This is a genomic window from Hydrocoleum sp. CS-953, from assembly GCF_002260545.1.
Taxonomy (GTDB): Bacteria; Cyanobacteriota; Cyanobacteriia; order Cyanobacteriales; family Microcoleaceae; genus Trichodesmium.
Map to the genome: position 1 here is coordinate 1 of NZ_LGSU01001441.1, position 13,418 is coordinate 13,418.

Sequence of the window (13,418 nt, forward strand, 5' to 3'; positions counted from 1 at the left end):
ACTGGAACGGAGTGGAAGGTTTGCGGAGCATTCCGGAACGGATAGCAATCTCAAGGGTTTGAGGTATCTCTTCGATCTATATCCTAATCATAACTATTCAACCGAACATGATATAAGGAGTAATGAGTAAGGAGTCAGTATGATTGTTTATTTATCATTAAACCGCTGTAGGAGTTACCAGGTGAACCTAGAAACCCGGTTTCTCCTAGACGTCTATTGCTCAAAACAACCATTTATCCTAGAAACCGGGTTTCTTTGCGTAAGTCCTAATTAGATTAAACTTTTACTACTTCAGTTTCCATATTATCTGCTGATTTTGAAACTGAATTAGTTTTGACTGCACGGAACATTCCAAAGCGACAAAGGCCGTTCCCAAATGCCAGACGCATTAGTAGCAAAGTGGGTACTTCTCGTAAAGATTTAATCACCCCTGATAAACCAGAGCGAATCATCCCTTGAGGTTTAATTACACCTTGCCAAATAGAATCAAACCAAGAAGGAAGAGTTTCCTGCGTCCAATCTGCAGTTGTTACTTCCCCTTCTACTAATCCAGTTTCTGCTATTAGTTCCGAAAAGCCTTCGATACTAGAAAAAGCCGGATGAGACCACTGCTCTAATAATTGACGCATTACAGGTTTTTCCCAAAAATTAAGTTGTTTTTGGCGATCGTCTCGCTGATTCCAGTCAGCTACAACCAATATTCCACCAGGCTTTAATACTCGTATCATTTCTTGAGCATATTTGGCTTTATCTGGCATATGAGGTCCTGCTTCAATAGACCAAACTACATCAAAACTATTATCTGGGAAAGAGAGTGCTAAAGCATCATCTACCTTAAATTTAGCGTCAACTCCTTCAGGGGTTAGCTCCTGTGCGCGTTGTACTTGTTGAGGACTAATAGTAATACCCGTAACATTAAATCCATACTCTTTGGCTAAAATACGGCTGCTACCACCTATTCCACAACCTACATCTATAACAGTAGTACCACGGGGTAGCTTATCGACACCGCCCCATTTAACCATTTCATGTACAAAGTCATATTTGCAGTCAAGAAATCCTTCCTTTGTGGGGGCGAGCCATAATGACCTAAATGAATGTGTTCGCCCCAGTAAANGCATCATCTACCTTAAATTTAGCGTCAACTCCTTCAGGGGTTAGCTCCTGTGCGCGTTGTACTTGTTGAGGACTAATAGTAATACCCGTAACATTAAATCCATACTCTTTGGCTAAAATACGGCTGCTACCACCTATTCCACAACCTACATCTATAACAGTAGTACCACGGGGTAGCTTATCGACACCGCCCCATTTAACCATTTCATGTACAAAGTCATATTTTGCAGTCAAGAAATCCTTCCTTTGTGGGGGCGAGCCATAATGACCTAAATGAATGTGTTCGCCCCAGTAAAATTCGAGGATGCCGTCTTCTGTCCATTCGTCGTAGGAATTGGCTACAGTTTCTGATGATTCATAACTGCGAGGATTTTTCAGGTAAAGCACAATGCCTATTACTGATAGTAAAAGTATAAGTCCAAGGGTGTAATATAGGTACATTAAAGAAATCGTGGTATTTATTGACAAGTTTCTTGGTATTATAGCAGGGAACAGGGAATAGGGAATAGGGAATAGGGAATAGGGAAGATATTTTCAGCAGATGTAGGTTGGGTTGAGGAACGAAACCCAACGCGATGTGCTTCCTTCATTTGAAAAGCGCTGTAGGCAAAGAAACCGGGTTTTTAGGATAAATCGTTGTTTTGGCAATAAATATCTACGAAAAAACCCGGTTTCTGGGTTTCTGGGTTCAATCTGGAAATTTTACAACTCTAGCTTATGCTAAATAAAGGGCAAATTTATTTTCTGGAGAGGTCTACTTATAGCACTTTTGATGATCGTGAGCTACATCTGTAACACAGCCTTCTAGGCTGTAACAACCTGGAAGGTTGTGTTACAAAATTGAATATTGATTTTCTGACTTCAATCTAGCGATGGCAACCCATTAACAATATCTACTGTTTCTAAACTAACTGTAATTACTTGACCGATTAATCGCACAATATATTGTTCGTCGTCTAAGCGGTTGGGGTCATTTTCAATCTGACTCCGTTTGTCTATTTTTACTTGGTAGCGATCGCTAATCCAATCTAAAGCTGATCGATTTCCGAGACGATATTCAAAGACTTTTGGGGGAATATCCGCTAAGGTGAGAAACTNTATCTACTGTTTCTAAACTAACTGTAATTACTTGACCGATTAATCGCACAATATATTGTTCGTCGTCTAAGCGGTTGGGGTCATTTTCAATCTGACTCCGTTTGTCTATTTTTACTTGGTAGCGATCGCTAATCCAATCTAAAGCTGATCGATTTCCGAGACGATATTCAAAGACTTTTGGGGGAATATCCGCTAAGGTGAGAAACTCGTTATAAATTAATTGGGTTTTGTCTTTGCTGAGTTTCATTTTTTCGACTCGCCAATTTAAGGGAACTTCTTCATTCTCGATAAATGTTAACGAATATTCCTCTTGTTGTTCGTAGTTGATGTGAATTTCGGCGAGGCGTTTTCCGGCTTTGGCAAATCCGTGAAAGTCTGGAGCGTAGGGTATGCGGGGTAATTCTCGTTTGAGGTTATCGGCGTATTTTTCTCGATAGGTGGGATGGTGTAAGAGGGCGTAGATATAATAGANATTTAAGGGAACTTCTTCATTCTCGATAAATGTTAACGAATATTCCTCTTGTTGTTCGTAGTTGATGTGAATTTCGGCGAGGCGTTTTCCGGCTTTGGCAAATCCGTGAAAGTCTGGAGCGTAGGGTATGCGGGGTAATTCTCGTTTGAGGTTATCGGCGTATTTTTCTCGATAGGTGGGATGGTGTAAGAGGGCGTAGATATAATAGAAGATATCCCATTTAGCGATCGCCTCGTCTTGGTATTTTTGGCGAAAGGTGTCTAAGCTCCAATCAGTGATATTTTCTTGGCGGTTACTTCCATCTTCGTCGTAGGTGTAGAAGGGAAAACATTGGGTTTTTTCAAATGCAAAATCTAAACCTAAAACATATTGACTAACCATACAACCAAATCCTTTTCTATCACCAATTCCTGCAACAGCGATCGCCCGATTCTCTTTTTCAGTCTCCGGGGTAGGGAATATGTAGGGAAATTTATAGCGAGCCTCGTTTAAGTGAGCATCAAAGTAAAGACAAGATTTCGTAAAAGGACGATAAAGAGACTGTCTAATATGATTTTGGTCATATTCTACGATAATTCCTCGCTTTAAATGGTTTTTTAAAGTTGAAGACCAACTAATTTTAGTATCATCATAAGTGACAAAATCATCGACTTTAACCGATCTGTCTTGCCTATCCTGCCATTTCCTGACTTGTTCATTATAAGTAGCGGTCGTCTGTTGAACATTTTCTGCTAATTTATCAGGATTAAAATTATAAGCCCAAACATCGCGATTAGTCTTTACTCCGTTGCTAAATAATTTAAAAATAGTATCGGTTACTTTTCCCTTTGCAGCTTTAGTTTCCTTAGTTCCCATTGGGATAAAAGTTTCAAAGTCAGCTTGCAACCCTGCCGTTAACCAGGTATTTTTTTTGTCCGGTTTAATTTCTTGCCAGTCAATGCCAGCAAATGTTTTTGCTTTTTCCAGGAAAGCAAATTTTTCTTGACGAGTAGCTTTCCAATCAACCTCACTGTAAAAAATCTGATGCTTTTTAATACCTTTATCTTTTCGTTTGATTAAAAATGTCACCGCTATACCCACCATTGCAGCTAAACCAAACACAGTATGTTTTTCTCCAATGGGGATACCTTCTCGCATTGAGTCTTTTCTGACATTTCCCTTTAAATCTAAAACATAAATCACATCAAAATCTTTGGCTAAATGTTGTCGCATCCCATCAAAAGCAATCGCATCAATAAAACTACTATTAGTGACAAAAGCCACAATTCCCTCATCTTTAATTCTATCTGCAGCCCAACGAAAAGCTTTTACATAAGGGTCTAAAAGAGAAATTTTATTCGTCGCTTTTGAGTCTTTAGAATAAGTCTGAGCTACCCGTCGATTTACTTCTCCATACTTCCGATTTTTATTATTATCATTCTCATTTTGTTGCCAAGCATTATAAGGAGGATTACCAATAACTACAAAAATATTTGAATCTTGCTGTCGTTGCACCCGTTGAGTATTTTCGGGAGTAAACAAATCTAACTGTAACGCTTCTTGAACAGAAAAAGTATCCACCAAACAAATACCTTCAAACGACTCATATTTTTTCGTTGNCTTCCGATTTTTATTATTATCATTCTCATTTTGTTGCCAAGCATTATAAGGAGGATTACCAATAACTACAAAAATATTTGAATCTTGCTGTCGTTGCACCCGTTGAGTATTTTCGGGAGTAAACAAATCTAACTGTAACGCTTCTTGAACAGAAAAAGTATCCACCAAACAAATACCTTCAAACGACTCATATTTTTTCGTTGCCTCCAAATATTCATGCTCAATATTCATCGAAGCAATATAATAAGGTAACAACATCACCTCATTACAATGTAACTCATTCTTATACTTATCAGGTAGAGAAGTTTTCTTAATTTCCCGCATTATTCGCATTAGAAAATTACCCGTTCCTACAAACGGATCGAGAATATGTACCCCTTTATGACTGAGAGACTTCTTAAACTCTTTTCTCAAAATCTCATCAACACTTTTTACCATAAAATCAACAATAGATTGGGGTGTATAAACAATGCCATGAGTATCAGCAACCTTAACAGCAAACCCTTGGAAAAACTTCTCATAAACCGTGTTTAAAAAATGCTGTTTCTCACTATACTCCTTAATAGTTTTAGCAGCTTCTTCTAACGCCAAATAAAAATAATCTACCTCCTCCAAAAAATGATTCCTGCTAAAAGACTTCGAGGTTAAAGCATTAATAACCTTCTCAATTTCCACCGCAATAATATTCCGGCGACTAAAATCTGGATTATCAAAAATCTGGCGAAAAATTCGTTCCGTCAACAAATGCTGAATCAGCATTTCTTCCACCGCTGCATCAGAAATATTCGGATTAATCGACAGACGGCAAATATTACTAAACCCATCAAACGCAGCAATAAACTTTTTATTAGTTTTGCGTTGACTCTGAATTAACTCAACTAATTTTTCCCCTAAATTATGAACTCTTTCCCCAAACTCTGTAGCTGCCTTTTCCCAATTTTCTATCTGGGGTGGGCGATATTCAAAAAATAACTTCAGACTTTCTACCAGAGCTTCCGGTTTAGTAATTTCTCCATCATAAACCTGTTTTCCCCCTTGCCAAATAATCACCCGTTCGGGAGACTGAAAAATAATATTATCTTTCGGATAACCTTGTTTAAACTTCTTTTGTACTTCTTTAGCTAAATCATCCTCACTATCTTTCGCTTCCCAGATACCATGTTTAAGAGTATCATCCCTAACTAATAACCCATCAACTCGGATTAGTTTTTTCTTAGTTAATTGAATACTCTTTTCTTGTACCAACATCCAATTAAACTGTTGACAACAAGCAGTTAACAAGTCAGCAAAAGCAACTTTTACCGCCCCTTCATTAACAGCATTCAACTGTTGAAACTTTTTTAAATTTTGGTAATATAATTTGATAGGTTTGTGAGTAGGTTTGAGGTTTAGAATAGCCATAAACTTTCAAGAATTAATAATTACAAAGAAACCCGGTTTCTACGATAAATCCTTGTTTTGAGCAATAGATGTCTACGAGAAACCGGGTTTCTGGGTTCAGCTGCGTAAGTCCTGTAATTAATAATTAATAATTACCTCTTCTTAAAAAAAGAGGATTGACCAAAATGATCGGGACTTACGCAAAGAAACCCGGTTTCTTGGATAAACCATTGTTTTGAACTATAGACATCTAGGAGAAACCGGGTTTCTGGGTTCATCTGCGTAAGTCCTGCATTGTCAAAAAATTAAGCTAAACCCACCAATTTTGAACTAAGTTCCCAAAGCTTAATTGCCTTATCATCATCACTCGCTTCATCAGACACCTCTTGTACAAAAGACCGACGATCTTTCTTTTGACGATTTCCCCAACTCCAATACATACCCGACTCTTTATACTCATCATCTTTAACCAAAGCAGCAACCCTTTCTCCTGCCAAATCTTGAGAAACATATCCCCCAGTAATATTCTTTTGAAACAGTGGGAAAATTTTCTGGAATAAAGGAAAATGATTTCTGAACAAAGGTGTATCTGCGACACATCCAGGATACAAAGAACTAAAAACAATTCCTGTTGATTCGTGATAACGGCGATGCAACTCTCGCATTGTCAAAACATTGCAAAGTTTGCTATCCTTATAAGCTTTACCAGACTTAAACTTTTTGCCATTAATCATCGTAATAGGATCTTTGAAACCCTGTTCAAAACCCTGCAAATCTCCTAAATCTGGAGGTGCTGGAANTCTGAACAAAGGTGTATCTGCGACACATCCAGGATACAAAGAACTAAAAACAATTCCTGTTGATTCGTGATAACGGCGATGCAACTCTCGCATTGTCAAAACATTGCAAAGTTTGCTATCCTTATAAGCTTTACCAGACTTAAACTTTTTGCCATTAATCATCGTAATAGGATCTTTGAAACCCTGTTCAAAACCCTGCAAATCTCCTAAATCTGGAGGTGCTGGAATTGGAATCTTTCCTCCCAACTCTTTCGGATTAGCTGTTACAGTTCCCAAAATCACTAATCTTTTATCCGTAGCAGGAGACTGTTTCAAATCCTCTAACAGAATGTTACATAAGAGAAAATGTCCCAGATGATTTGTAGCCACACTCAATTCATAACCATCTGCACTCCGCATCGGTTCTTTTAACAATGGCAAATATACTGCAGCATTGCAGACTAAAGCGTTCAGAGACCTACCACTTTCTCTGAAAGTATTGACAAACCTTTTTACACCATCTAGACTGGCCAAATCTAGGTGCATAACAGTATAACTGTCTTTTGCCATTCCTACTTCTTGAGCAGCTTTTTCTGCTTTGGATAAGTCTCGACAAGCCATCACAACATACCATTCACCTGTTTTAGCTAGAGCTTTCGCAGTGTATAAACCCACCCCTGAAGATGCACCTGTGATTATTACTGTTGATTTCTGATTTTGTTCCATTCCCAATGAGATTTTGTAAAATTCGATTGACTATTTCCATGATTTTACAACAGTTCTGGCCAACTAATTTCAAGAGTGATAAATATTTGTTACATAAAGTAGGGACGTTCCATGCAACCTTCCCTACAAAAAAAAGACGGAAGTCAAATTTTCTCATTGTTAGACCAAATTCAAAAAATAGAGTTACATATTAATTGGTGATTTATNCCGAAAATCCCTATTCTCTATTCCCTATCCCCCTATTTTCTGTGTCGTGAATGTAGCAATATTTTATGAAATTGGTATTCAGTAGATACCTCACTATGTAACGAAATGTTGATACAGTCTAAATCCTTGAGATTGCTATCCGTTCCGGAATGCTCCGCAAACCTTCCACAGAGTGACCGTCGCAATGACTTAGTTGTAAATTTTCACAGTTACCTACTTAAAACTTCATATTTAAATTGAACCTTATTAAGATAAAATGTGCTTGAAAATACAGAAAAATTTTTAGTAGTAATTATAGGAATTACAACACCCAATAATACAAAACTAATGAAACGAAGAAAACTCATCAACCATATTGCAGTTGGCGCAAGTGTCGCAACTTTAGCCGCTTGTACTCAAACCACCACTGAAACTACCTCTACCGATAGCTTGCCCTCTGTGAAATGGAGAATGACCACAAGTTGGCCTCGCTCCCTAGATACAATTTTTGGTGCGGCACAAACAGTATGCGATCGCGTGGCAGCCATGACTAATGGCAGATTTACTATTACTCCCTATCAAGCGGGTGAAATAGTCGGAGGTTTAGAAGTTCTAGATGCTGTCCAACAAGGCACCATACAATGTGGCCATACTGCTAGTTACTATTATGTTGGTAAAAATTCAGCCCTTGCTTTTGGTACTGCTGTCCCCTTTGGTTTAACTGCCCAACAACAGAATGCTTGGTATTATCATGGTGGGGGCTTAGAAATAATGCACAAACTTTACTCCGACTTTAATATTATTAGTTTTCCTGCTGGTAATAGTGGGACCCAGATGGGAGGCTGGTTTAAACGAGAGATTAACACAGTTAGNTATTATGTTGGTAAAAATTCAGCCCTTGCTTTTGGTACTGCTGTCCCCTTTGGTTTAACTGCCCAACAACAGAATGCTTGGTATTATCATGGTGGGGGCTTAGAAATAATGCACAAACTTTACTCCGACTTTAATATTATTAGTTTTCCTGCTGGTAATAGTGGGACCCAGATGGGAGGCTGGTTTAAACGAGAGATTAACACAGTTAGCGATCTAAATGGTTTAAGTATGCGTATCCCTGGTTTTGGTGGGGAAGTAATGAAAAAATTAGGTGTAAATGCTCAAGTGTTGCCTGGTGGTGAAATTTATCTAGCTTTGGAGCGAGGTGCTCTTGATGCTGCGGAATGGGTAGGTCCTTATGATGACCAGAAATTAGGTTTAAATAAAGCTGCAAAATATTTTTATTATCCTGGGTGGTGGGAACCCGGTCCGACTTTTGAAGTGCAAGTTAATCTGAATGAATGGAATAAGTTACCCAAAGAATATCAGGAAATTTTTAAAAGTGCTGCATATCAAGCCAATATAAGTATGCTTGCCCAATATGATGCTTTAAATGGAGCAGCATTGAGAGAATTGATAGCAAGTGGTACTGAATTACGCGCTTATAGTCAAGAAATTTTACAAGCAGCACAGAAAGCAGCTTTTGAATTTTATGAAGAGAAAGCTAGTCAGGATGCAACTTTTAAAGAAGTCTACGAACAGTGGAAAAAGTTCCGAGAAAAAATTTATAAATGGAATTCTATTAATGAATTGAGTTTTGCTCAGTTTGCCTTCAATAACTCCCTAAAGTGAAGTCAAAATTCAAAAGTCAAAATTCAAAAGTTAGATTTTACAGGCTATCAACTCAGTGAAGTCAAAATTCAAAAGTCAAAATTCACAAATCAGAATTGATAATTCGGATAACGGAAGTGTTTTTCTCCCTGTTCCCTATTCCCTACCCAAGTCCGCAGCGACTGGAACTGAGTGGAAGGAAGCAATCTCAGGGGCGTCGCGAGATTGCTACCGCTTCGTCGCGGAGGACGACTATTCAAAGTGAATTCAGAATTGAGAATTTAGCACAAAGGAAGTGTTTTTCTCTCTGTTCCCTGTTCCCTGTTCCCTATTCCCTAATAAATAATGAAACGTCGAAACCTAATTACTTACGCTACTGTTGCTGCTATAAGTGCAGTTACTTTACCTGCATTGAGTCAAACCGAACTCCCACAGATAAAATGGAGAATGACGACAAGTTGGCCGAAATCTCTTGATACTTTGTTTGGTGGAGCGCAGAGGATTTGCGATCGCGTCGCAGCTTTAACCAATGGCAGATTTACTATTACTCCCTATCAAGCTGGTGAAATAGTTGGAGGGTTGGAAGTTCTGGATGCTGTACAACAAGGTACGGTACAATGTGGTCATAATCCTAGTTATTACTATAAAGGCAAAAATCCTGCTCTAGTATTTGCTACTGCTGTTCCGTTTGGTTTTACAGCTCAACAACAGAATGCTTGGCTATATCATGGAGGGGGTTTAGAAGCTATACAAAGAGTTTATGCTGATTTTAATGTGATTAACTTTCCTGCTGGTAACACAGGTGCGCAAATGGGNTGGTGAAATAGTTGGAGGGTTGGAAGTTCTGGATGCTGTACAACAAGGTACGGTACAATGTGGTCATAATCCTAGTTATTACTATAAAGGCAAAAATCCTGCTCTAGTATTTGCTACTGCTGTTCCGTTTGGTTTTACAGCTCAACAACAGAATGCTTGGCTATATCATGGAGGGGGTTTAGAAGCTATACAAAGAGTTTATGCTGATTTTAATGTGATTAACTTTCCTGCTGGTAACACAGGTGCGCAAATGGGTGGTTGGTTTAGAGAGGAAATTAATACTTTGGCTGACCTCAATGGTTTAAAGATGCGTATTCCTGGTTTGGGAGGTGATGTGATGAGCAAATTGGGAGTAAATGTTCAGGTGTTACCTGGTGGAGAAGTTTATTTAGCTTTAGAAAGAGGTGCTATTGATGCTGCTGAATTTAGTGGGCCTTATGATGATGAAAAGTTGGGTTTATATAAGGCGGCAAAATACTATTATTATCCTGGGTGGTGGGAACCTGGTCCGACTATAGATGTATTAGTTAATTTAGATGCTTGGAATAAGTTGCCAACAGAATATCAGGAAATTTTTCAAACTGCTGCTTATGAAACTAATTTGAATATGTTGGCTCAATATGATGTTTTGAATGGTGAAGCGTTGCCAAGATTGATTGAAAAAGGTGTTCAGCTAAGACCTTTTAGTCCAGAAATTATGCAAGCTGCTCAGAAAGCTGCTTTTGAGATTTATGAGGAAAATGCTAGTAAAAATGGGAGTTTTAAGGAAGTTTATCAACAGTGGAAAAAATTTCAAGAGCAAGTTTTTAATTGGAATAAGGTTAATGAGTTGAGTTTTGCTCAGTTTTCGTTTAACAAGTAGTCATATCATGTCCGGTAGCATCGGTCTTGTATAGGGAAGTTCATTAATTGATAATTGATAATGGATAATTGATAATTACAAGAAGGTTAAAACCGCACGGGAATTGAAGATTGGGAAATATCCTAGCACTTTTTTTCCCCTATCCAAGGGGAGGCTTTAAACCACAATTATTTAATTAANAATATCCTAGCACTTTTTTTCCCCTATCCAAGGGGAGGCTTTAAACCACAATTATTTAATTAATAATTAATAATTAATTATTCGGTAAGGAAGAAGGAAGAAGGAAGAAAGAAGAAAGAAGAAAGAAGAAGGAAAAACCTTACTAATGGTAGCTCTTTCCCTAACTTTTAGACGCTCCGATACCAACGGACATGATATCAGTAGGGGCAAATGGCTATTCGCCCCTACATTATTCCCCATTCCCTGTTCCCTATTCCCTATTCCCTATCCAAGTCCGCAGCGACTTACACTCCGTGGAAGGTTTGCGGAGCATTCCGGAACGGATAGCAATCTCAGGGGTACAGTGAATTTAGAATTTAGAATTCAGAATGGCTCTGTTGCATAATTAGCGATAGAAAATCAATTCTGCAGCTATATCGCTCTCTTTGGCAATTATTGATGTTCTATTCATCTATTGTCCAATAGTTAGGGCTNCGCACGTTATTATTGTACATATGCACTTGCTTGTGCGACAGCTATATACTTTCATGCAACAAAGCCATTCAGAATTCAGAATTCGCACAATGGAAATGTTTTTCCCACTGTTCCGTGTTCCCTGTTGCCTATTTCCTATTCCCTACCCAAGTCCGTAGCGACTGGAACGGAGTGAAAGGAAGTAATCTCAGGGTGCCACGAGATTGCTTCCTCTCGTCGCTGCGGACGACTTTTCCAAGTGAATTCAGAATTGATAATTCCCATAACGGAAATGTTTTTCCCTCCATACCTATTCCCTCCATACCTATTCCCTCCATACCTATTCCCTGCTATATTGAGAATTCGGACAACGGAAATGTTTTCCCACTATTCCCTATTCCCTGTTCCCTAATAACACATAAAAAATAATGAAACGTAGAAATCTAATTACTTACACTACTGCTGCTGCCACCAGTGCAGTTGCTTTACCTGCATTAAGTCAAACCGAACCTCCACAAATAAAATGGAGAATGACGACAAGTTGGCCGAAATCTCTTGATAGTGTGTTTGGTGGAGTGCAGAGGATTTGCGATCGCGTCGCAGATATGACCGATGGCAGATTTACTATTACTCCCTATCAAGCTGGTGAAATAGTTGGAGGTTTAGAAGTTCTAGATGCTGTCCAACAAGGTACTGTAGAATGTGGTCATACTGCTAGTTCTTACTACAAAGGCAAAAATCCTACCCTTGTATTTGCAACTACTCTTCCATTTGGTTTGACTGCCCAACAACAGAATGCCTGGCTATATCATGGTGGGGGTCTAGAAGCGATGCAAAAAGTTTATGCTGATTTTAACATTATTAACTTCCCTGCGGGTAACTCAGGGGTACAAATGGGTGGTTGGTTTAAGCAGGAAATTAAGACTTTGGCTGACCTCAATGGTTTAAGGATGCGTATTCCTGGTTTAGGAGGGGATGTAATGAACAAGTTGGGAGTAAATGTGCAAGTCTTACCCGGTGGGGAAATTTATTTAGCTTTAGAAAGAGGAGCTATTGATGCTACTAAATGGACAGGGCCTTATGATGATGAGAAGTTAGGTTTTTATAGGGCTGCAAAATATTATTATTATCCTGGTTGGTGGGAACCAGGTGCGACTGTAGATGTATTGATTAATTTGGATGCTTGGAATAAGTTATCAACAGAATATCGGGAAATTTTTCAGACTGCTGCTTATGAAGCTAATTTGAATATATTAGCTCAATATGATTTTTTGAATGGTGAAGCATTGCCAAGATTGATTGAAAAAGGTGTTCAGCTAAGAGCTTTTAGTTCAGAAATTATGCAAGCTGCTCAGAAAGCTGCTCTTGAGGTTTATGAGGAAAATGCTAGTAAAGATGGTAGTTTTAAGGAGGTTTATCAACAGTGGCAAAAATTTAGAGAGCAAGTTTTTAATTGGAATAAAGTTAATGAGTTGAGTTTNTTGAATGGTGAAGCATTGCCAAGATTGATTGAAAAAGGTGTTCAGCTAAGAGCTTTTAGTTCAGAAATTATGCAAGCTGCTCAGAAAGCTGCTCTTGAGGTTTATGAGGAAAATGCTAGTAAAGATGGTAGTTTTAAGGAGGTTTATCAACAGTGGCAAAAATTTAGAGAGCAAGTTTTTAATTGGAATAAAGTTAATGAGTTGAGTTTTACTCAGTTTTCCTTCAATAACCCAAAGTAAATTGAGAATTTAGAATTCGTACAACGGAAATGTTTTTCTCACTGTTCCCTATTCCCTATTCCCTAATAACACATAAAAAAAAATGAAACGTAGAAATTTAATTACTTACACTACTGCTGCTGCCACCAGTGCAGTTGCTTTACCTGCATTGAGTCAAACTGAACCGCAACAGATAAAATGGAGAATGGCAACGAGTTGGCCGAAATCTCTCGATACTTTGTTTGGTGGAGCGCAGCGGATTTGCGATCGCGTCGCAGCTATGACCAATGGCAGATTTACTATTACTCCTTATCAAGCTGGTGAAATAGTCGGAGGGTTGGAAGTTTTAGATGCTGTACAACAAGGCACTATACAATGTGGTCATACCAGTAGTTTTTATTATAAAG

At 38.5% G+C, this 13,418-nt stretch carries 2 protein-coding genes and 12 pseudogenes; 6 read left to right on the forward strand and 8 right to left on the reverse strand.

What is annotated here, in order from left to right; all coding sequences use genetic code 11:
- Positions 1-275: 275 nt before the first annotated feature.
- The 8 genes and pseudogenes from AFK68_RS30065 to AFK68_RS30100 form a co-directional block, all read right to left on the reverse strand.
- Positions 276-1,116 (reverse strand): annotated as a pseudogene (locus AFK68_RS30065) (methyltransferase domain-containing protein); the annotation flags it as partial.
- Between the two features lies 1 nt (position 1,117).
- A pseudogene (locus AFK68_RS30070) lies at positions 1,118-1,557 on the reverse strand (class I SAM-dependent methyltransferase); the annotation flags it as partial.
- A gap of 420 nt (positions 1,558-1,977) precedes the next feature.
- Complete coding sequence (locus AFK68_RS46980) at positions 1,978-2,193, reverse strand: type ISP restriction/modification enzyme (RefSeq protein WP_246844552.1); 216 nt, start codon at positions 2,191-2,193, stop codon at positions 1,978-1,980.
- A 21-nt stretch (positions 2,194-2,214) separates the two neighbouring features.
- A pseudogene (locus AFK68_RS30080) lies at positions 2,215-2,677 on the reverse strand (type ISP restriction/modification enzyme); the annotation flags it as partial.
- Positions 2,678-2,686: 9 nt separating this feature from the next.
- Positions 2,687-4,284, reverse strand: a pseudogene (locus AFK68_RS46985) (type ISP restriction/modification enzyme); the annotation flags it as partial.
- A gap of 1 nt (position 4,285) precedes the next feature.
- A pseudogene (locus AFK68_RS46990) lies at positions 4,286-5,686 on the reverse strand (N-6 DNA methylase); the annotation flags it as partial.
- 284 nt (positions 5,687-5,970) lie between these two features.
- Positions 5,971-6,464 (reverse strand): annotated as a pseudogene (locus AFK68_RS46995) (protochlorophyllide oxidoreductase); the annotation flags it as partial.
- 1 nt (position 6,465) lies between these two features.
- Positions 6,466-7,170 (reverse strand): annotated as a pseudogene (locus tag AFK68_RS30100) (protochlorophyllide reductase); the annotation flags it as partial.
- 657 nt (positions 7,171-7,827) lie between these two features.
- On the opposite strand from AFK68_RS30100, the pseudogene AFK68_RS30105 reads away from it, so the two are divergent.
- The 6 genes and pseudogenes from AFK68_RS30105 to AFK68_RS30135 all read left to right on the forward strand — a co-directional run.
- A pseudogene (locus AFK68_RS30105) lies at positions 7,828-8,228 on the forward strand (ABC transporter substrate-binding protein); the annotation flags it as partial.
- A gap of 1 nt (position 8,229) precedes the next feature.
- Positions 8,230-9,021: pseudogene (locus AFK68_RS30110) on the forward strand (TRAP transporter substrate-binding protein); the annotation flags it as partial.
- 426 nt (positions 9,022-9,447) lie between these two features.
- Positions 9,448-9,815: pseudogene (locus tag AFK68_RS47000) on the forward strand (ABC transporter substrate-binding protein); the annotation flags it as partial.
- Position 9,816: 1 nt separating this feature from the next.
- Positions 9,817-10,678 (forward strand): annotated as a pseudogene (gene dctP / locus AFK68_RS30120) (TRAP transporter substrate-binding protein DctP); the annotation flags it as partial.
- Positions 10,679-11,739: 1,061 nt separating this feature from the next.
- Positions 11,740-12,791, forward strand: a 1,052-nt coding sequence (locus tag AFK68_RS30130; protein WP_143438438.1) for a TRAP transporter substrate-binding protein, incomplete at its 3' end; no start/stop codon positions are given.
- A gap of 323 nt (positions 12,792-13,114) precedes the next feature.
- Positions 13,115-13,418: pseudogene (locus tag AFK68_RS30135) on the forward strand (ABC transporter substrate-binding protein); the annotation flags it as partial.